Genomic DNA, 19,789 nt, shown 5'->3' with positions numbered 1-19,789 from the left:
TTTGCCGTTTAGAACGTCCTGCCGATCATTGTGCCGACGTCACTTGCACCGCCGTCGCCGACACGTACACCGCGTGGATCGTGTCGCCCTTCTTCAGCTTCTCGGCAGCCATGCCCGGCGTGAGGTCGAGCGTCTCGGTGCGCCATGCGCCGCGCAGCGTGATCTTGCGCTTCTTCACGTCGACGCTTTCGACCGTCGCGATCGTCTCGATGCGGCGCGTCGCATCGAAACCCGTCACGCCGTCGGCACCCACGGTCGGCTGATAGGTCGTCGTATCGATGCGCGTACGGTCGCCCTTGGCCGCGCCCGTCACTTTCTCGGCGCTGACGAGCAACGCGGCCTTGTAGGTGACGTCGATCTGGTCGCCGACTTTCAATTGCTCGAAGCCTTTGACTTCCTTGCCCACCTGGACGGTCGAATCACCGTTCGCGCCGCGCACCATCAGCGCGCGATTCGCGCGATCGATGCCGACGATCTGCGCCCGGATATGAACCGGCTGCTCCTGGCTCACGACTTGTTCCGCGGTCGCCGCCAGCGTTCTGTCTTGCGCGAGCGCCGTGCCCGTCGAAGCGACGATTGCGGACAGGGAAAGGATTGCAGCGGCACACAGTTTCAGATTCATTGAATGGACTCCTCGAATAAAAACGCGATGCGGAAATTCCGCCGTGCGACTGTCGCAACGACAGTCGAGGCGGCGTATTTATAACGTCCGCGCCGCGTGCGCCGAGCCATTCGAACGATATATTACGATTCGCCATCTTCTCCGCGACGCGCGTCGACAAAGGCGCGCCCGGCGTCTAACCGGTAGAATCGGCCCCATATCCGCCACGGGCGCGCGCCGCCCGTCTCCTTGCCGCTTCCCCGATCTCTCCAGGAGCGCTATGCGACGCTCGGCATTCTTTCTCCGCTTCATCGGCATCGGCGTTCTGTTTCATATCTATGTGGGCGTCCGGCTCATCCCGGATGCGCCCGTCGGCCTGCCGCTCAAGGTGCTGGCGGCGCTGTTGCTTGCGGCATCGGTCATCACGATTCCGCTCGGCATGGCGGCCCGGCAGATCGAACCGCAGTCGCTTGCGGATCGCCTCGCCTGGTTCGGGCTGACGGCGCTCGGTTTTTTCTCGTCGCTGCTCTTGCTGACCTTCGCGCGCGACGTGATGCTCCTCTTCGTGCATCTCGCCGACTGGCTGCGCGGCGCGCCCGTCGGTTCGCCGATGCTCGTCGGCTATAGCGCGCTCGCCGTGCCGCTCCTCGCCGTGCTCTTCTCCGCGATCGGTTTCTACAACGCGCGGCGGCGCGCGCCGGTCGTGAGCGTGGATGTGCCCATCGACAATCTCCCGGCCGCGCTCCAGGGTTTCACGATTGCGCAGATCAGCGACATCCACGTCGGCCCGACGATCAAGCGGCACTATGTGGAACGCATCGTCGCCGCCGTGAACGGGCTCGAACCTGATCTCATCGCCGTGACAGGCGATGTCGTCGACGGCAGCGTGCCGAATCTCGCCGATCACACACGCCCGCTCGCGGGCCTCAGCGCGCGGCATGGCGCGTTTCTCGTCACCGGGAATCACGAATATTACTCAGGCGCGGACAAGTGGATCGCCGAATTTCGGCGCCTCGGCCTGACCGTGCTGCTCAATCAGCATGTCGTGCTGAATCATGACGGCGCTCAGGCCGTGGTCGCGGGCGTCACGGATTTCAGCGCGGGCAGTTTCGATCCGGCGCATCGCAGCGATCCCGCGAAGGCGATCAGCGGCGCACCCGACGACGCCATCGTGCGCGTGCTGCTCGCGCACCAGCCGCGCAGCGCCACGGCCGCCGCCGAAGCGGGCTTCACGCTACAGCTCTCGGGGCACACGCATGGCGGTCAATTCCTGCCGTGGAATTTCTTCGTGCGGCTGCAACAGCCGTTCGTCGCCGGACTCGTTAAGTTCAACGGACTGTGGGTCTATACGAGCCGTGGAACCGGCTATTGGGGACCGCCCAAGCGGCTGGGCGCGCCTTCAGAGATCACGCTGGTTCGACTGGTTGCGGCTACGGCCGCATAAAAAAAGGGACGCGCGCCGTAGGGTGCGGCGCGCGTCCAGCGCTCGGGGACAAGCGCTACTCCCGATCACGGTGATGAACGGGCAACTCGATTGACGGGCGGGGCCCCGCCAGCGAGTAAGTGAAAAATAGGCGAACAGAAAAACCGAGGACATAAGAAATCTCCTAAACAATGAAACGCAGTTCGATTGTCACGGAGTCCGAATCTCCACTCACGCTTTCGCCGACATCGCCGCGGGCGTCGTCGCATAGACGCTTCTGTGCGGGGCGGTGCCCTCGCGCGGCCAGTCGGAGCGGGCGTCGAAGAACCATTCCGCGCGCTCGCGTCCTTTGCGCATCAACGCATGGATCAGCGCCGGATTGCGATCGAGCTTGGATGCATAGTCGAGCGGCCCGGGATAATCCTTCGCGTCGAGATGCATCTCCACGACGCGAACCTTGATCGGCTTGTAGCGCTTTTCGAGCGACGCATCGGCTGCAAGCAGTTCGTTCACGCGCGTCGTGAAGTAAAGCTCCTGCCCGAGCGCGAGATTGCCGGACAACTCGTTGCGACGGTCGATGATCTCGTTCATCGATTCAGGCAACTCGCGCCGATACTGCGGATTGATCTGCACGACCCAGATTTCGTCGGGCCGCGAATCGAGCGCGAAGTCGGTGAATTCGCGCACCGGCGGATTGCTGCTGAAGAGGCCGTCCCAGCACATGCGCCCATCGGCCGCGACCGCGCGATACAGCGGCGGCACCGCAGCCGAGGCGACCAGTTGGTCCTGATCGAGCCTGTCGCCGGGAAAGATCACGCGGTCGCCCGAACGCACGTCCGTTGCGCCGACGAGAAGCGTCGGCTTCGCGCGCAATTGCGGATCGGCGGGAAGCGACGCGAAAGGCAGATGCTTGGCGAGCAGTTCGCGCAGGCGTTCTTCGGCTATCGGCGGATACAGATACGGACTGATCTCCGCATTGACGGGCAAGCGTGCGTACCACGTACCGACCGCGTTGACGACGATATCCGGCCCGTCGCGCGCTTCCAGATCCTTCCAGAACGCGGCGAGACGCCGCCTGGCGTCCGGCGGGCCGCCGAGCAGCAGTCCGCACCACGCGAGCGCGCTGCACATCGCGCCGCCCGACGTGCCGGACAGCGCCACCAGTTCGAAGCGGTTGACGAACTCGCCGCTCAGCAGCCGGTCGAGCACGCCCGCGGCGAATGCCGCATGGCTGCCGCCGCCCTGACACGCGATCGCTACTTTGGGAATGGCCGCCATCGCCGCACCTCTCGCGTCCGTCGATATCGGACGTACGCTACAGGATAGGCGACGCGCGCCGCTATGCCAGCGCGGCGAGCACTTGCTGCGTCGAACGAATGCGCCCGATGCGCGGAAAGATGTAGCGGCAGGTCGATTCGTGCGTGTCGGCGTTGAGATCGCTCATCGCGTCCTCGACAAACACTTGCTGATAACCGCGCTCGTGCGCGCCGCGCGCCGTCGAATCGACGCCGATCGCCGTCGCGATGCCGCCCAGCACGATCGTGCCGATGCCGCGCCGGCGCAGATGCGAGTCGAGGTCGGTATTGTAGAACGCGCCCCACTGCCGCTTCGTGACGACGATATCGGTTGCTTGCACGTCCAGTTCCGCGCACAGGTCGCTCCAGCCCGCCGGCTCGGGCGCTTCCTGCGCCTGACCTGCGTCGGTGATCGGCCGCAAGCCGCCGGGGGCGTTCGGAAACGCGACCTTGACGAACACGACCGGCGCGCCGAGCGCGCGAAAGCGGTCGGCGAGCGCGCGCGCATTGGCGAGCACGCTCGCGGCGGAGTGAGGTTGCACGGGCAAGGCGGCGATGCCCGCCTGCAAATCGATCAGCACGAGCGCGGTCTTCGCGGCATCGAGCTTGAGTTCAGGTGCGTTCATGGCGAGTCGGCTAGAAATGGATGGATGACTGCGCGATGTCAGGCTTCGTCGTGCAGGAATTCAAGCGCCGCGCCGTTCATGCAATAGCGCAGGCCGGTAGGTTTCGGACCGTCGTCGAAAACGTGGCCGAGATGCCCGCCACAGCGCCGGCAATGGACCTCGTTGCGCATGTGGCCGGTTGCGTCCGCGTGCGTCGCGACTGCGCCATCGACCGGCTTCCAGAAGCTCGGCCAGCCGGTGCCGCTATCGAATTTCGTCGCCGACGAAAACAGCGCGGATCCGCATCCCGCGCACGCGTATGTGCCGTCGCGGCGTTCCTTGAGCAGCGGGCTCGAGAACGGCGGCTCGGTGCCGCCGCGCCTCAGCACGCGGAATTGTTCCGACGACAGACGGCGCCGCCAGTCCGCGCTGGTGTGATCGATTTCGTACGATCTGGCGGGCGCCGAGGGAAACCCGCCCGTGAAGGCGGCCGCCATCGCACCGAGAAAATTGCGCTTCGTGCGCCTCATGATCTTCATACGATGAACGCCCTCATGCCTTGGTTGACAGCCGGCGCCGCGCTACGTCTTGAACCGGTATCCCGTCTTGAAGATCCACGCGACGATCGCGATAAACACCGCAAGAAACACCAGCGTCATGCCGAAACTCACGCCGACGTGGACATCGGCGAGTCCGTAAAAGCTCCACCGAAAGCCGCTGATCAGATAGACGACCGGATTGAACAACGCGACCGCCTTCCAGAACGGCGGCAGGATATTGATCGAATAGAAGCTGCCGCCGAGGAACGTGAGCGGCGTGACGATCAGCAGCGGAATGATCTGCAGCTTCTCGAAGCCGTCGGCCCAGATGCCGATGATGAACCCGAGCAGGCTGAACGTTACCGACGTGAGTAGCAGAAAGACGATCATCCACACCGGATGATCGATTCTGAGCGGCACGAATAACCGCGCGGTCAGAAGAATGATGAGCCCGAGAATGACGGACTTCGTCGCCGCCGCGCCGACATAGCTCACGACGAGCTCGAAGTACGACACCGGCGCGGACAGCAATTCGTAGATGGTGCCCGTGAACTTCGGGAAATAGATGCCGAACGACGCATTGGCGATGCTTTGCGTCAGCAGCGACAGCATCACGAGGCCGGGCACGATGAACGCGCCGTAGCTGATGCCGTCGACTTCCGGAATGCGCGAGCCGATGGCCGCGCCGAAGACGACGAAATAAAGCGATGTGGAAATGACCGGCGACACGATGCTTTGCATCAGCGTGCGCCCGGCGCGCGCCATCTCGAAACGGTAGATCGCGCGAACGGCGTATAGATTCATTTGGCTTCCCTGACGAGGCTCACGAAAATATCTTCAAGCGAGCTTTGCGTCGTTTGCAGATCCTTGAAACGCACGCCGGCTTCGTCGACGTGACGAAGCAGCGCAATAATGCGGCCCGGCTCGTCCTGCGCGTCATATGTGTACGTGAGTTCGCCGCCGTCCGCCGAACGCGCGAGGCCGTAGGGCTGAAGCTGCGTCGGAATTTCGGCGAGCGGATGTTCGAGTTGCAGCGTGAGCTTCTTCTGCCCGAGCTTGCGCATCAGCTCGCGCTTTTCCTCGACGAGCACGATTTCGCCGCGATTGATGACGCCGATGCGATCCGCCATCTCCTCCGCTTCCTCGATGTAGTGCGTCGTCAGGATGATGGTCACGCCGTTGCCCTGCAGCTCTCGCACAAGGTTCCACATGTCGCGGCGCAATTCGACGTCGACGCCCGCGGTCGGCTCGTCGAGAAACAGAATCTCCGGTTCGTGCGCGAGCGCCTTCGCTATCAGCACGCGCCGCTTCATGCCGCCCGAAAGCGTCATGATCTTGTTGTCCTTTTTCGCCCAGAGCGACAGCGATTTCAGCACCTTCTCGACGTAAGCCGGATTCTTCGGCCGCCCGAAAAGCCCGCGGCTGAACGACACGGTCGCCCAGACGGTTTCGAAGGCGTCGGTGGTGAGCTCCTGCGGCACGAGACCGATCATCGCGCGCGCGGCGCGATAGTCGGTGACGATATCGTGACCGGCGACGGTCACTTTGCCCTCGCTCGGATTGACGATGCCGCAGACGGTGCTGATGAGCGTCGTTTTGCCCGCCCCGTTCGGGCCGAGCAGCGCAAAAATCTCGCCGCGACGGATTTCGAGGTTGATGTCCCTGAGCGCGCGAAAGCCCGACCCGTAGGTCTTGGACAGATTGGAAACGGTGATGATGGTCGACATGGCGTGGACGATAGCAGATACCGCGCCTTCCGGCTTGAATGAAAGGGTCGGCCATTCGGCCAATGTTCGACGCGCGCGGCAGTGCATAAAATGGCCGTTCCCGAAAGGAGCCACATCATGCTGTTCGAACAGATCCAGACCTCGTGCCTCAACGACGCCGACCTGCCGTGGGTGCCGTTCACGCCGTACAGCGAGCGCGTGCTCGTCAAGTATTTCAAGCTCGACCCGGTTCGCGGCGAAGTCATCGCGATGATGAAGGCGCCGGCGAAAGGCGAGATGCCCCGTCATCGTCATACGGGAACCGTGATCGTCTATACGGTGCAGGGGCGCTGGAAATATCGCGAGCACGAGTGGATCGCGGAGCCGGGCAGCATCGTGTACGAGACGGCGGGTTCGAGCCACACGCCCGAGGCGCTGCCACCGCATTCGGGGGGCGCGGACATCGTCACGCTCAATATCATTCAGGGCGAACTGCTGTTCGTGAACGACAAGGGCCACGTCCTCGCCGCCGAAAACTGGAAAAGCGGACTCGACCGATACCTTGCGTTTTGCGACGCAAACGGCATCGCGCCAAAAGATCTGACCGCCTTTTCCGCTGGTTAGAATCGATGCCTGGACGCGCCTCGCGCGTTTTCGACCATTTCCGGTTTGCCGGCCGCACGCGCCGGCGCAGATCAAGGAGGAGCAAAAGCATGAAGATTCAAACCGTCGGCATCGTCGGCGCAGGAACCATGGGCAACGGCATCGCGCAGGTCGCCGCCGTCGCGGGCTTCAAGGTCGTGATGATCGACGTCACCGACGCCGCGCTCGCAAAAGGCATCAAAACGCTGACGGGCAGCCTCGAGCGGCTCGTGTCGAAGGACAAGCTGGAGGCATCGGCGCGCGACGCGGCGTTGACGCGCATCGAAACGTCGACCGATTACGGACGTCTCGCCGCAGCGGACATCGTCATCGAAGCCGCGACCGAGAACGCGGAGCTCAAGAACCGCATTCTGAAGCAGATCGAAGACGCCGCGCGCGCCGATGCGATCATCGCGTCGAACACGTCGTCGATTTCGATCACCGCGCTCGCCGCGACGCTCGCCACGCCCGAGCGCTTCATCGGCATGCACTTTTTCAATCCGGTGCCGCTCCTGCAACTCGTCGAAGTGATTCGCGGCGTGCAGACGAGCGATGAAACCGCGTCCGCCGTGCGCGAACTCACCGAGAAGCTCGACAAATCGCCGATCGGCGTGCGCAATTCGCCGGGCTTCGTCGTCAACCGCATTCTTGTGCCGATGATCAACGAAGCGTTCTTCGTGCTGTACGAAGGCGTCGCGAGCGCGGAGGAAATCGACGCCGGCATGAAGCTCGGCGCGAATCATCCGATCGGACCGCTCGCGCTCGCGGACCTGATCGGCCTCGACGTGTGCCTCTCGGTGATGGACGTGTTCCTCAAGGACTTCGGCGATTCCAAGTACCGCGCCTGCCCGCTGTTGCGCGAGCTCGTGTCGGCGGGACGCCTCGGTCGCAAGACGAAGCGCGGCGTGTATCAGTACGATTGAGAAGCGACGAAATCGAGCACCGGTCCGGCGGGCACGATGCCCGTCGGATTGATCGTCCGATGGCTCTCGTAGTAATGCCGCTTGATGTGCTCGAAGTTCACGGTCGCGGCGATGCCCGGCATCGCGTAAACGTCGCGCACGAACTTTGACAGATTCGGATAATCCGCAATGCGCCGCAGATTGCACTTGAAGTGGCCGAAGTACACGGCGTCGAAGCGCACGAGCGTCGTGAAGAGGCGAATGTCGGCTTCGGTGAACCGGTCGCCCGCGATATGGCGGTGCGTGCCGAGGCGTTCTTCGAGAAAATCGAGCGTCTCGAAGAGCGGCATCACCGCTTCCTCGTAGGCGGCTTGCGTCGTCGCGAAACCCGCCTTGTAGACGCCATTGTTGACCGTGTCGTAAATGCGCGCGTTGAGCGTGTCGATCTCTTCGCGCAACTCGCGCGGATAGTAATCGCCCGGCTTCGCGCCGATGCCGTCGAACGCCGAATTCAGCATCCGAATGATTTCCGACGACTCGTTATTGACGATCGTCCCGCGCTGTTTGTCCCACAGAATCGGCACCGTGACGCGACCGGTGTAATGCGGATCGGCGGCGGTGTACACCTGATGCAGATAGCGCGCGCCGTTGATCGAATCGGGCACGACGCCCGGCGCGTCGTCGAAGGTCCAGCCGTTTTGGAGCATCAGCCAGTTGACGACCGATACGTCGATCATCGCTTCCAGCCCCTTGAGCGCGCGCATGATGAGCGTGCGATGCGCCCAAGGGCACGCGAGACTCACATACAGGTGATAACGCCCTGCCTCGGCCTTGAAGCCGGTATCGCCGTCCGCCGTGACCCAGTTGCGAAACGCCGCGTCCTTGCGCACGAAGCGTCCGCCCGTGGATGACGTGTCGTACCACTTGTCCTGCCATTTTCCGTCGACGAGCAGTCCCATTTCGATTCTCCTTGCGTGGGGTGGCGCAATCGGCGCGCCACGGCATTCATATCAATCAGTCTTGTTCGATGAAGCGCACGAGTTGCGCCATCGTCGCGTCCGGCGCTTCTTCCATCAGCCAGTGGCCCGCGCCCGGCACGACCACGCCTTGCACGTTCGTCGCGACGAGCTTCGCCTGATCGATCAGAAACGTGCCCGACGCGCGCTCGCCGGTGAGGACGAGCATCCGCATCGGAAGCGGCGTCTTCGCGAACGCGGCAAAATCGTCCGCGTCTTGCGGGAACGCATGAAAGTATTCGAAACCCGCGCGCATGCGGCCGTTGCGCGCGTATTGCGCCGAATAATAGCGGCGATCGGCTTCGCTCACCGAATGCGCGGGATCGGCGGCGAAGTCGTTCCAGAAGTGCTCGAAGAAAACGCGCTCGCGTCCGCGGACCAGCTTTTCGGGCGTGTCGCCGTAGAAATTGAAGTGCCATTTATCGCGCAACAGCCAGACTTTCTGCCAGTCGCCGACGCCCGGCAGAAACGCGTCCATCAGCACGATGCTTTCGACTTCGTCGGGATATTGCGCGGCGTACGCATACGCGACCATCAGCCCGATGTCATGCCCGACCAGCTTCACCTTGCGATAGCCCAGCGCTTGCACCATCGCGTGAATGTCTTGCGCGAGCGTCTTCTTGTCGTAGCCGGAAGAGGGCATCGCCGAGCCGCCCGCGCCCGGCAGATCCGGCGCGATTACGACGCGCTCACCGCCAAGACGCGTCATCAGCGGTTGCCACATGCGGCTCGTTTCCGTGTAGCCATGCAGGAGGACGACGGGCGTCGCGTCGCCGTGTCCAACTTGCAAATAGTGCAGTTCGACGCCGTTCGCATCGATCGTGCGGGAGTGGATCGCGCTCGCGGCGGCGACCGGTTGCGGCGGGCGCGGCGCGTTCGTGGCATACGCGGACGGTTGCAGCGCAGCGGCGGCGACAAGCACGCCAACCGCGCGGCGGATCGTGTGTAGGAGGGTTTTCATCGTTCAGCTCCATCGAAGGTTCGGTTATCCGATGACGCTCAGGTTGGACCCCCGCCGCGCTTTTGCCGTACGATCCGGACGATGAACTCGTTCGATGGAGTCGAACATGTTGTCAGAGGAAGAACTCTCGCTGCTCGATGCGATTCGTGAAACCGGCAGCTTGTCGCGCGCGGCGGCGCGGCTCGGCAAGGCGCCGTCCACCGTGTCGCACGCGGCGCGGCAACTGGAAACGCGTTTCGACGCGCTGCTCTTCGACCGGCGGCGTTATCGGCTGCAACTGACGCCCGCCGGACATCTTCTCGCCGATGAAGCCTCGCGCCTGATGCTCGACGTGTCGCGGCTCACGCAGCGCGTGAAGCAGGTCGCGAGCGGCTGGGAAGACCGGCTGTGGCTCGTCTGCGATGAAATCCTCGAATTCGAGACGCTGCTGCCGGTCGTGCAGGCGTTCGATGCGCTCGGTTCCGGCGTGGCGCTGCGCATCACGCACGAAGTGCTCTCCGGCACCTGGGAAGCGTTGCGCGACGGCCGCGCGGATCTGATCGTCGGCGCGACCAACGAGCCGCCCGCGATTCCCGGTCTGCGCTGGTTCGAGCTCGGCGTGATGCAGTGGGTGTTCGCCGTGTCGCCGCGTCATCCGCTCGCGAGCGTCAGCGGGCCGCTCAAGCGCGAGCAGATCGCGGCGCATCGTGCGGTTGTCGTCGCGGATTCGTCGCGTTCGGCGGGCCGCGCTTACGGCGTGCTCGGCGGTCAGGCCGCGCTCGCCGTGCCGACGATGCGCGCAAAAATTCTCGCCCAGCGGCAAGGCCTGGGCACGGGCTGGGTGCCGCGGTATCGCGTGCAGGCGTTGTTTGCGCGCGGCGAACTCGTCGAAAAGGAAACCGCCGATCCGCGCGAGCCGAACGTGTTGTATGTGGGCTGGCGCGGCGATCACGAAGGCCGCGCGCTGCAATGGTGGATCGAGCAGTTGCGGCAACCGCGTCTCGCGCAACGTCTCGTCGATGGCATCGACGCGTTCGCGTGACGCGGCCGCGTGTTCGCGAAACGGCCGAGGCCAGCGATTTGCAGCGCGTCGGCGCGCAACGCTCCCCGGCCGATTAACCCTTCGACAGCAACTCGACGACGCGCATCGAATGCGTCTGCTCGGCGATGTCCATCGCTGTCAGGCCGCGATCGTCGCGCAGATCGCGTTTCGCGCCGCGCGCGAGCAACATCGACGCGGTTTCGTCGCGATCGTAGCCTGCCGCCCACATCAGCGCGGTCAGATGATTGCGATACGCCGCGTTCACATCGACACCGGCATCGAGCAGACGCTGCACGATCGCCGTGCGCCCCTGCCCCGCCGCGTATTCGATCGCCGTCTTGCCGACGCGATCCGTCGCGGCGACATCCGCGTGACGCGCGATCAACAGCGCGGCGATTTCGTCGTTGCCGACGAAGGCCGCGGCCATCAGCGGCGTGATGCCCTGCACGTTGGCCTGGCTGACGTTCGCGCCGCGCTCGATCAGCATGCGCGCCATCGGCGCGAGGCCCTTCTTGCACGCGCTGATGAGCGGCGTGTCGCCGATGCGATTGCGCGAATCGATCGCCGCGCCTTCATCGAGCAAGCGCGCGACGGACGCCTGATCGCCTTCGCGCGTCGCGGAAAGCAGGCGTTCGTTGAGCGTGTAGGCGTCCTGTTGCGCGTAAGCGATCGCGCATGTCATCGACAGGAAAATGGTCAGCAAGCGTAGGCGTTTTGTCATGCGTCATTGCAGATTCGCGATGTAGTTCGCCAGATTCTCGATGTCGGCGTCGGTCAGATTCTTCGACACGCTCGTCATGTTGCCCGCGTCGTTGGTGCGCTTCCGGTCGCGGAAGTCCTGCAACTGCTTCACGATGTACGGATACTGCTGTCCCGCCACGCGCGGGATCTCGTTCTGCCCGGAGAAGCCGCCGAGATGGCACATCGTGCACAGAATCTCTTCGGACTTCTTCCTGCCCGCTTCCACTTTCACCGGGTCCGCCTTGAAATCGGCGGCGATGGGCTTTTGCGCGGCGAAGTAATCGGCGAGCAGGTGCATGTCGTCGGGCGTGAGATTCGCGGCCATCGGCGACATCCGCGGATCGCTGCGGCGGCCCGCCTTGAAGTCGCGCAATTGCAGATAAATGTAGCGCGACGTTTGCCCCGCGAGCGACGGATAATCGCCCGTCGTCGAATTGCCGTTGATGCCGTGGCACGATGTGCAGATGGCGGCCTTCGTCGCGGCAGCCGTCTGCGCGTCCGCGGCGCGCGAGAGCGACGGCAGCGACAACAGCAGACACGCGACGAGCCACAGCGCGTAGACGAGCCAGACACGCACGCGTTTCGATCGCTTCGAAGGCGTCATCATCGAGGCAGCGCGAACACGAGCAGGCTGTTGCCGCGCTTGAAGTCGAGCTGCGTGTTGCCGCCCGCCGCGACCGCGATGTACTGCTTGCCGTTCACCATGTACGACACCGCCGGCGCGTTGACCCCCGCGCCGCACTGGAACTCCCAGAGCTTGCGGCCGGTGGCGGCGTCGAAGGCGCGGAACAGGCCGTTGCCTTCGCCGTTGAAGACGAGCCCGCCCGCCGTCGCGAGTACGCCGCCGATCAACGGCTGATCCGTCTTGAAGCCCCACGCGATCTTGCCGGTATCGACGTTCACCGCAACGAGCCTGCCCCATTGCTGCTCGGAAGGAATCACCTTGAACGCGCCGCCGAGCCACAGCTTGCCGCCGGGGTACGCGACTTCCTCGACCTGATACGTCATCGGCTGATGCAGGTTCGCCGCATACGCCATGCGCGTCTTCGGGCTGAAGGCCATCGGCGACCATTCGACGCCGCCGTTCGCGCCCGGCAGCATCCGCGCGCCGGTGGGCGTCGGCAGTGTCCACACGCCTTCCTGCGGAATCATCGCTTCGGAGACGCGAATCAGCTTGCCGTCGCGGCGATCGTGCACATAGACGAAGCCCGTCTTGCCGCCGTGGATGATGCCCGGAATCATCTGCCCGTTCTTGTCCTTCACGTCGATGAGAATCGGCGGGCTCGCCGCGTCGAGATCCCATACGTCGTGCGCGATGTACTGGAAGTGCCACTTGTACTTGCCGCTGTCGAGATCGACGGCGACGAGCGAATCGGTATAGAGATTGTCGCCGGGACGAATCGCGCCGTAGAGGTCCGGCGACGGATTGCCGACCACGAAGTACACCGTGCGCGTCTTGCGATCGATCGCGGGCGCCATCCACACGCCGCCGCCGAGCGTCTTGTTGAAGTCGCCGCCCCTCTCCGCGAGCGTCTTCTTTTCCGCCGCGATGTCGCGCTTCATGTTGCGGCCGACGGCGTCGTTCTCGGCCCAGACGCCTTCGCTGCCGGTATCGGGAATCGTGTAGAACGTCCACAGCAACTGGCCGGAGTTCGCGTCGAACGCCTTCACGAAGCCGCGTATGCCGTACTCGCCGCCGTTCGTGCCGATCAGCACCTTGTCTTCGACGACGACGGGCGCCATCGTCTCCGAATAGCCTTCTTCGGGATCGGCGATCTGCGTCGACCAGAGCACGTTGCCGGTCTTCGCATCGAGCGCGACGAGCTTCGAATCGAGCGTGCCCATGAAGAGCCGGTCGCCCGAGATCGCCACGCCGCGATTGTTCGGACCGCAGCAGAACGTCGTGACCGGACCCATCTTGTGCTTGTAATGCCAGAACTCCTTGCCCGTGACCGCGTCGATCGCGTAGACGTGGTTGTAGGACGTGGTCAGGAACATCACACCGTTCGAGACGATCGGCGCGGTTTCCATCGACTCCATCACGGCGGTCTGGAAGATGAACGCCGGTTTGAGCTTGGCGACGTTCGACGTGTTGATCTGCGTCGCGGGCGCGTAGCGCGTTTCGGCATACGATCCGTTCGAATGCAGCCACGACGCGCTGTCGCCCGCGGCGCCGTCGAGCTGCTGCTGCGAGATGGATCGCAGCGAGCTCGGGACTGGCGAGGCTTGCGTCGTGTTGGCGTTCTGGATTTCGTCGGCGGCTTCGATTCCGGGCGATGTCACGATCCCGAAAGCACCGACGGCAACAATGAGCGCAACGAGCGAGGTACGGGAAAAACCGGCCATGTCAGTCTCCCAAATCGTTCTTGTGTGGGCCTCGTTATGCGCGGCGGAACATTGCGTGCCCTCTTCTGCGCCCGCAAAAAAGAATAGGCAATTTAAAAATGCATTTCCAGATTTCGTTAAAGGCGCGCGTTCGTTTCGGCACGCGCTGCACGAAGGGTATTTCAGGGGAAGACGGGCGCCGATTTTTAGTAGTATGGATTGGCGTGCCGTTATGATTGCGCCCGTCGATGCCGGGAGCGGCTTGCCGGATCGCCGGCTTTCGCTTATCGCTCGTTCATCCTCGTCACGCGCGTGGCCTCTGCGCGGGCGCCGCTTCGATCATCACCTTTATCCGGACGCATCATGCCCATCCTATCCAACGGACAGCCGAATCCGAATCCCCGCCAGCCGGTGGACATCGCGCGCATTCTGCTCGTCATCACGATCCTGACCGCGCTCACGGTCGGCAGTCTCTACGTGCTGCGCCCGTTCCTGCCGGGACTCATCTGGGCGACGACGATCGTCGTCGCGACCTGGCCGCTCATGCTCGCCGTGCAGCGCCGCTGCGGCAATCGCCGCTGGATCGCGACCACCGTCATGCTGCTGATGCTGCTGGTCGTCATCGTGCTGCCGCTCTATTCGGCGATCTCGACGCTCGCGGAGCACGGCGGCGAGATCATGGCCGCCGTCAAGAGTCTGCCGAGCTACGCGCTGCCGCCGCCGCCGGGCTGGATCCATGACGTGCCGCTCGTCGGCGCGCGCGTATCGAAGGAATGGCAGATGCTCTCCGACGCCGGCCCCGGCGGCCTGCTCGCGAAGCTCGAACCCTACGTGACGATCGTCGCGCGCTGGATGCTTTCGCATGCGGCCGTGGTCGGCGTGTTCGTCATGCACATGGTGATCACCGTCATCATCTCCGGCATTCTGTACACCAACGGCGAGGCGGCCGGCCGCTTCGTCACGCGCTTCGCGACGCGCATCGCCGCGCAGCGCGGCGCCGAAGCCGTCAAGCTCGCCGGCCTCGCGATCCGCGCGGTCGCGCTCGGCATCGTCGTGACGGCGGTCACGCAATCGGCGCTCGGCGGCATCGGGCTTGCGGTTGCGGGCGTGCCCGCCGCGGGCATCATCACCGCGGTCATGCTGATGCTGTGCCTCGCGCAGATCGGCCCGCTCCTGCCGCTGCTCGGCGGCGTTGCATGGCTCTTCTGGAACGGATCGACCGTCGTCGCTTCGATGCTGCTCGTGTGGTCGATCATGATCGCGATGCTCGATAACTTCCTGCGCCCCATTCTCATCAAGCGCGGCGTGAATCTCTCGATGCTGCTGATTCTCTCCGGCGTGCTCGGCGGCATGTTCGCATTCGGAATAGTCGGATTGTTCATCGGTCCGGTGATTCTCGCCGTGACGTCGACGATTCTGAACGCGTGGATCAACGAGCAACCGCCGCTGCCGCAAGTCGAAGCGATGAGTAACGAGGAAATCGCGAACACCCCGTCGACGCGGGGTCTCGCGGATACATCGGGAAGACAGGGTTAATTGATAAAGATATTCTCGATTTGTCGCATTTTTTATCGACAATCGGAATGCGCTTAAATCGAGAATTCGGACTCTTACGAAAATGAGATTTTGTGCCGGTTAACACGGTGTTTCACGGTTTTTGGGCGATGCATATCCGTTACAATGCAATCCTTCGTTATTTGCCCGATTGAGGGCGCAGGGGATTGACCATGTCTTTGCGTGACGTGGACGACATCGATTACATCGGAGTGAATATTCTCTTCAAGCGCGTATATGTCGGGCTCTTCGACGATCTGGACTGGCGCGATGAAGAGAAGCATCAGGATTTGCTCACAAAGAAGATCGACCGCTACATCCGTTATATTCGTTCAGGCAAATTGCTGTTGAATTATCCGAAAGTTCGCGGCTATGAGATCGTGGTCGAATACGTGTCGATGCATCCCATGACGCCGTCGGGACTCGAATTCTGGAAATCGCGCGAACGCGTCGTGACCGACGCGGGTTACAAGGTGCATATCCGTGGCGTCGACGTGCGTCATTCGCTCGGCATTTCCGTCGATAAACCGGAGCGCGTCGCAGCCGAACCGGTCGAGCCGCCCGCGCTGGAAGTGCTCGATCCCGACCCGCGCATGCAGCAACTCGCCGACGTCGCCGACGTTTCGTATCTTCCGCCCTCGATGCCCAAATCGGGCCTGCCGCAGGCGCTGCCCCTGCTCAGGCGTCTCGCGATGCGTCAGGCGGCAAGCTACTGAACCAACTCCCGCGATCGAAAAAAGCGGCGTGGCTCGCATGAGCCCCGCCGCTTTTCCTTTGCGCGCGTGATCGCCGCTTCACATCGCGTTACTGCGCGCCGCTCAGCGCCGCTGTCGCGATCGACGGCACCGAAATGCCATTGGTCTTCGCGTACTGCACCGCTTGCGAGAGCGTCTGCATGAGCGACTGCAACTGCCCCGGCGCCGATTGCGCCACATAGCTCGCCGCCTGCACGGTCGACGGATTCGAACCCGCCTCCAGCAGCGACGACATGTTCATCGAATTCGTCACCGAGCCGAGATTCGATTGCAGGCCGGCGTACTGCTTCACGCCCTGCCCGAGCGACGCGAGGCCGTCGCTGAAGGTCTTCTTGCTGGCGGCTGTCGGCGGCGTCGCGGAGCCGTTCGTGAATGCCTGCATCAGCGATTGGGACACGCTCTGCTGCGTGCCGCCGAGTTGCGACAATACGCTCGTGCTCGGAACGGCGTTCCCGCCCGATGCGCCGGAGAGCAACCCCGCCGCCGATTGCGCCTGGCTCGCGACGCTCGACATGCCCATCGCCGAGGCGAGGGTCGACTGCCCCGTCAGCACTTGCTGGTTCGCGCCGACATAGCTTTGCAGAAGCGAATTCAGCGCCGAAGGCTGCGTCGCGCCGTTCGCGCCCGACGTCACGTCGGACTTGCCGCTGCCGAAGCCGAACTGTTGAAGATTGAGTTGTGCGTACGATGCCCCCGGCGCGATTACCGCAAATGCGATCCCAGCCGAAAGAAGCGCCGTTCGATACGTACGGTTCGCCATGTTCGGTTCCTCCTCAGAATTGTCCGATGTTCGATAAGCCCGATTCGACCATCGGTCATCTGGACGGTTCGCTGCAGAAACATTTGCTTGCGAATTCCGTCGAGAGGTCCCGCCTACAGATCGGCGAGCGGATGCATTTCCCTGCGCCACGGCGATGACAGGAAGTGCTGCACGCGCTCGGCGCGCACTTGCGCGAGCGTCGTCGGCGCGAAACGCGGCCGCTCGTCCTTGTCGATGATGAGCGCCCGCACGCCTTCGACGAAATCGCCGTCATCGATCGCGCGGTACACGACGCCGAGTTCCATGCGAAAGCAGTCCGCGAGCGACATCTGACGGCCACGCAAAAGCGCGTGATACGTGACTTCGAGCATCGTCGGCGAATGGCTTTCGAGCAGCGCGAGCGTCGCGCGCGCCCAGTCGGATTCATCCGTTGCGAGCGATGCGACGATGCGTTCCACGCCGCCCGTCGCGCACACGGCGAAATGGCGTTTGATTTGCGCGCGCATATCGTCGAGCGGCGCGTGCCGTTCGATATTCGCGCTCGGCACGAACACGCGCGCCAGTTGCGTCATCGTGTCCTGCGCATCGTCCCAGCGGATAGCTTCGAGACGCTCGACGAAACTGCGCAGCCACGTCGACGGCACGCATTCGTCCGCGAGACCGACACGCCGCGCATCCGCGCCCGACAGACGCGCGCCCGTCAACCCGACGTAAAGCGCGAGGTCGCGCGGCAGCACGCGCAGGAAATGCGTCGCGCCGACATCGGGCAACAGGCCGATGCGCGTCTCCGGCATCGCCATGCGCGTGCGCTCGGTCGCGATGCGCAACGCCGCGCCTTGCGCGAGGCCCATGCCGCCGCCCATCACGATGCCGTCCATGAGCGCGATAACCGGCTTCGCAAAGCGATGCACCGTGAAATCGAGCCGATATTCATCGATGAAAAACTTGAGCCACGGCGTCTCGTGATGCGGATCGTTGCGCGCCGCGTGATAGAGCTTGCGCACGTCGCCGCCCGCGCAAAACGCCTTCTCTCCCGCGCCGCGCAAGACGACCGCGGCGATCGAATCGTCCGCGGCGCATTGCGCGAAACGTTCGGCGAGATGCGCGATCATGCCGTGCGAGAGCGCGTTCAAGGCATGCGGACGGTCGAGCGTGACGATCGCCACGCGGTTCACGACCTCGAAGGCGACTTCGGGCGCGTCGCGTGAAAGTTCAAGCGTGCTCATGAATTCCTTTAGTCGGCCTTGCTGGTCTGGCGCAGCTCCGGGAAATCTTCCTCCCAGAACTCGAACTCGCCGCGCGCGCCGTCCTGCGTGCGCGCGATTTCCTGCCGGCGCAAATCGACGCGGCGAATCTTGCCGGAGATGGTCTTCGGCAATTCCGCGAATTCGAGCCGGCGGATGCGCTTGTACGGCGCGAGCCGTTCGCGCGAGAACGCGAACACGCTTTTCGCGAGTTCGGGTCCGATCGAATAGCCGTGACGCAGCGTGACGAACGCCTTCGGCACCGAAAGACGCAGCGGATCGGGACTCGGCACGACAGCCGCCTCGGCGATCGCTTCGTGCTCGATCAGCACGCTTTCCAGCTCGAACGGGCTCAAGCGGTAATCCGACGACTTGAACACGTCATCCGCGCGGCCGACGTAGACGAAGTAGCCGTCCGCGCCACGCGCGGCGACATCGGATGTGCGATAGAAGCCGCCTCGCATCGCGTTTTCGGTGGCCTTGGGGTTATCGGCGTAACCGGTCATCAGGCCGAGCGGCGGCGGATCGAGCGCGAGCGCGATTTCGCCTTCTTCGGCAGGATTGCCATCCGGATCGAGCAAGGCCACGCGATAACCCGGCAGCGGACGGCCCATCGAGCCCGGCACGAGCCGCTGGCCCGGCGTGTTGGCAATCTGCGCGGTGGTTTCGGTCTGGCCGTAGCCGTCGCGGATCGGCAATCCCCACGCATGCTGCACGCGCTCGATGATCTCCGGATTCAGCGGCTCGCCCGCCCCGACGATCTCGCGCAGCTTCACCTCGTACGACGCGAGTGGCTCCTGCACGAGCATGCGCCACACGGTCGGCGGCGCGCACAGCGTCGTGACTTCGTGCTTCACGAGCACATCGAGCGCGCGGGCGGCGTCGAAACGGCTGAAGTTGTAGATGAACACGCACGCCTGCGCGTTCCACGGCGCGAAGAAGCAGCTCCACGCGTGTTTCGCCCAGCCGGGCGAGCTGATGTTCCAGTGGACGTCGCCGGGTTGCAGGCCGATCCAGTACATCGTCGAGAGATGCCCGACCGGATAACTCTGATGCGTATGCGCGACGAGCTTCGGCTTCGACGTCGTGCCGGACGTGAAGTACAGCAGATACGGATCGTTCGCGGACGTTTCGCCGTCCTTGGCGAATTCCGCCGATGCGTCGTACGCGGCTTCATACGCGAGCCAGCCGTCCTGCGCGCCGCCCACCGCGATGCGCAAGCCCGGTACGTCGATGACATCGAATTTCCTCGTTTCGGCTGCATCGACGATGACGTGCTGCACGCCGCCTAGCGCGATGCGGTCGCGCAAATCCGCGCTCGCAAGCTGCGTCGTCGCGGGCAGGACGATCGCGCCGAGCTTCATCGCGGCGAGCATCGTGTCCCATAGCTCGACGCGATTCGGCAGCATCAGCAGAATGCGCTCGCCGCGTTTCACGTTCAGCCCCCGCAAATGATTCGCGACGCGCGCGGAACGCTCGCTCATCTGCGCAAACGAAAGCCGTGTCTCGTCGCCGCTTTCGCCGACGATCTGCAACGCGGGCGCGTCGTTGCCGCGCGCCATCGGATCGAAATAATCGAGCGCCCAGTTGAAGCGATCGAGCGACGGCCATCTGAAGTCGCGATACGCGGTGTCGTAGTCCGTGCGATGAGCAAACAGGAAGTCTCGTGCTTCGATGAATGCCTGGGCTTCGTTCATTG

20 protein-coding genes are annotated in these 19,789 nt (G+C 63.7%); 6 read left to right on the top strand and 14 right to left on the bottom strand.

Annotated features, from left to right (window positions below):
• Positions 1–25 precede the first annotated feature (25 nt).
• Positions 26–622, bottom strand: a complete 597-nt coding sequence (locus NCS03_RS15465) for a hypothetical protein (protein ID WP_008353834.1) — start codon at positions 620–622, stop codon at positions 26–28.
• 259 nt (positions 623–881) lie between these two features.
• Between NCS03_RS15465 and NCS03_RS15460 the strand changes: the two genes are divergently transcribed.
• A complete protein-coding gene (locus NCS03_RS15460) occupies positions 882–2,045 on the top strand; it encodes a metallophosphoesterase (RefSeq protein ID WP_008353835.1) in 1,164 nt (387 codons plus the stop codon).
• Between the two features lie 210 nt (positions 2,046–2,255).
• On the opposite strand, the gene NCS03_RS15455 is transcribed toward NCS03_RS15460, so the two are convergent.
• From NCS03_RS15455 to NCS03_RS15435, 5 genes are all read right to left on the bottom strand, one after another.
• A complete protein-coding gene (locus NCS03_RS15455; protein WP_008353836.1) occupies positions 2,256–3,302 on the bottom strand; it encodes a patatin-like phospholipase family protein in 1,047 nt (348 codons plus the stop codon).
• A 61-nt stretch (positions 3,303–3,363) separates the two neighbouring features.
• Positions 3,364–3,945, bottom strand: coding sequence for a hydrolase (locus NCS03_RS15450; protein ID WP_008353837.1), 582 nt, complete (start codon positions 3,943–3,945; stop codon positions 3,364–3,366).
• Between the two features lie 38 nt (positions 3,946–3,983).
• Entirely contained in the window at positions 3,984–4,463 is a 480-nt protein-coding gene (gene msrB, locus NCS03_RS15445; RefSeq protein WP_008353838.1) for a peptide-methionine (R)-S-oxide reductase MsrB, read from the bottom strand.
• Positions 4,464–4,505: 42 nt separating this feature from the next.
• A complete protein-coding gene (locus tag NCS03_RS15440; RefSeq protein WP_008353839.1) occupies positions 4,506–5,267 on the bottom strand; it encodes an ABC transporter permease in 762 nt (253 codons plus the stop codon).
• Entirely contained in the window at positions 5,264–6,190 is a 927-nt protein-coding gene (locus NCS03_RS15435; protein WP_008353841.1) for an ABC transporter ATP-binding protein, read from the bottom strand. The genes NCS03_RS15440 and NCS03_RS15435 overlap by 4 nt, the downstream gene beginning before the upstream one ends.
• 117 nt (positions 6,191–6,307) lie before the next feature.
• Between NCS03_RS15435 and NCS03_RS15430 the strand changes: the two genes are divergently transcribed.
• Together NCS03_RS15430 and NCS03_RS15425 are read left to right on the top strand one after the other, a co-directional pair.
• Positions 6,308–6,793: a 2,4'-dihydroxyacetophenone dioxygenase family protein gene (locus tag NCS03_RS15430; RefSeq protein WP_250529361.1), complete on the top strand. Its 486-nt coding sequence runs from the start codon at positions 6,308–6,310 to the stop codon at positions 6,791–6,793.
• Between the two features lie 89 nt (positions 6,794–6,882).
• A complete protein-coding gene (locus NCS03_RS15425; RefSeq protein WP_008353844.1) occupies positions 6,883–7,734 on the top strand; it encodes a 3-hydroxybutyryl-CoA dehydrogenase in 852 nt (283 codons plus the stop codon).
• On the opposite strand, the gene NCS03_RS15420 is transcribed toward NCS03_RS15425, so the two are convergent.
• Together NCS03_RS15420 and NCS03_RS15415 are read right to left on the bottom strand one after the other, a co-directional pair.
• Entirely contained in the window at positions 7,722–8,672 is a 951-nt protein-coding gene (locus tag NCS03_RS15420; protein ID WP_008353845.1) for a glutathione S-transferase family protein, read from the bottom strand. The two genes, NCS03_RS15425 and NCS03_RS15420, sit on opposite strands and share 13 nt — an antisense overlap.
• Before the next feature lie 55 nt (positions 8,673–8,727).
• Positions 8,728–9,690 (bottom strand): alpha/beta fold hydrolase, encoded by a 963-nt coding sequence (locus NCS03_RS15415; RefSeq protein WP_250529360.1) that lies wholly within the window; start codon positions 9,688–9,690, stop codon positions 8,728–8,730.
• Between the two features lie 106 nt (positions 9,691–9,796).
• On the opposite strand from NCS03_RS15415, the gene NCS03_RS15410 reads away from it, so the two are divergent.
• On the top strand, positions 9,797–10,711 hold the full coding sequence (locus NCS03_RS15410; RefSeq protein WP_008353847.1) for a LysR family transcriptional regulator: 915 nt from the start codon (positions 9,797–9,799) through the stop codon (positions 10,709–10,711).
• A 73-nt stretch (positions 10,712–10,784) separates the two neighbouring features.
• On the opposite strand, the gene NCS03_RS15405 is transcribed toward NCS03_RS15410, so the two are convergent.
• Genes NCS03_RS15405 through NCS03_RS15395 form a run of 3 tightly spaced genes read right to left on the bottom strand, consistent with a single transcriptional unit; the run spans position 10,785 to position 13,798 of the window.
• Entirely contained in the window at positions 10,785–11,432 is a 648-nt protein-coding gene (locus NCS03_RS15405; protein ID WP_250529359.1) for an ankyrin repeat domain-containing protein, read from the bottom strand.
• A 3-nt stretch (positions 11,433–11,435) separates the two neighbouring features.
• On the bottom strand, positions 11,436–12,059 hold the full coding sequence (locus NCS03_RS15400; RefSeq protein ID WP_008353851.1) for a c-type cytochrome: 624 nt from the start codon (positions 12,057–12,059) through the stop codon (positions 11,436–11,438).
• Complete coding sequence (locus NCS03_RS15395) at positions 12,056–13,798, bottom strand: pyrroloquinoline quinone-dependent dehydrogenase (protein ID WP_250529358.1); 1,743 nt, start codon at positions 13,796–13,798, stop codon at positions 12,056–12,058. The genes NCS03_RS15400 and NCS03_RS15395 overlap by 4 nt, the downstream gene beginning before the upstream one ends.
• Positions 13,799–14,140: 342 nt before the next feature.
• Between NCS03_RS15395 and ydiK the strand changes: the two genes are divergently transcribed.
• Together ydiK and NCS03_RS15385 are read left to right on the top strand one after the other, a co-directional pair.
• Entirely contained in the window at positions 14,141–15,313 is a 1,173-nt protein-coding gene (ydiK, locus tag NCS03_RS15390; protein ID WP_250435543.1) for an AI-2E family transporter YdiK, read from the top strand.
• A gap of 191 nt (positions 15,314–15,504) precedes the next feature.
• Positions 15,505–16,047 carry a DUF6572 domain-containing protein gene (locus NCS03_RS15385; RefSeq protein ID WP_008353854.1) on the top strand — a complete coding sequence of 181 codons (543 nt, stop codon included), beginning with the start codon at positions 15,505–15,507 and terminating at the stop codon, positions 16,045–16,047.
• A gap of 88 nt (positions 16,048–16,135) precedes the next feature.
• On the opposite strand, the gene NCS03_RS15380 is transcribed toward NCS03_RS15385, so the two are convergent.
• The 3 genes from NCS03_RS15380 to NCS03_RS15370 form a co-directional block, all read right to left on the bottom strand.
• Positions 16,136–16,846 carry a hypothetical protein gene (locus tag NCS03_RS15380; RefSeq protein ID WP_008353855.1) on the bottom strand — a complete coding sequence of 237 codons (711 nt, stop codon included), beginning with the start codon at positions 16,844–16,846 and terminating at the stop codon, positions 16,136–16,138.
• 113 nt (positions 16,847–16,959) lie between these two features.
• Positions 16,960–18,072: an enoyl-CoA hydratase/isomerase family protein gene (locus tag NCS03_RS15375; RefSeq protein WP_008353856.1), complete on the bottom strand. Its 1,113-nt coding sequence runs from the start codon at positions 18,070–18,072 to the stop codon at positions 16,960–16,962.
• Positions 18,073–18,080: 8 nt separating this feature from the next.
• Complete coding sequence (locus tag NCS03_RS15370; RefSeq protein ID WP_250529357.1) at positions 18,081–19,787, bottom strand: AMP-binding protein; 1,707 nt, start codon at positions 19,785–19,787, stop codon at positions 18,081–18,083.
• Positions 19,788–19,789 lie beyond the last annotated feature (2 nt).

The organism is Caballeronia sp. ATUFL_F1_KS4A, from assembly GCF_023630905.1.
Classification (GTDB): Bacteria; Pseudomonadota; Gammaproteobacteria; order Burkholderiales; family Burkholderiaceae; genus Caballeronia; species Caballeronia zhejiangensis.
Note: the sequence above shows the minus strand (reverse complement) of the source record. Positions and strands in the feature narration are given on the sequence as shown.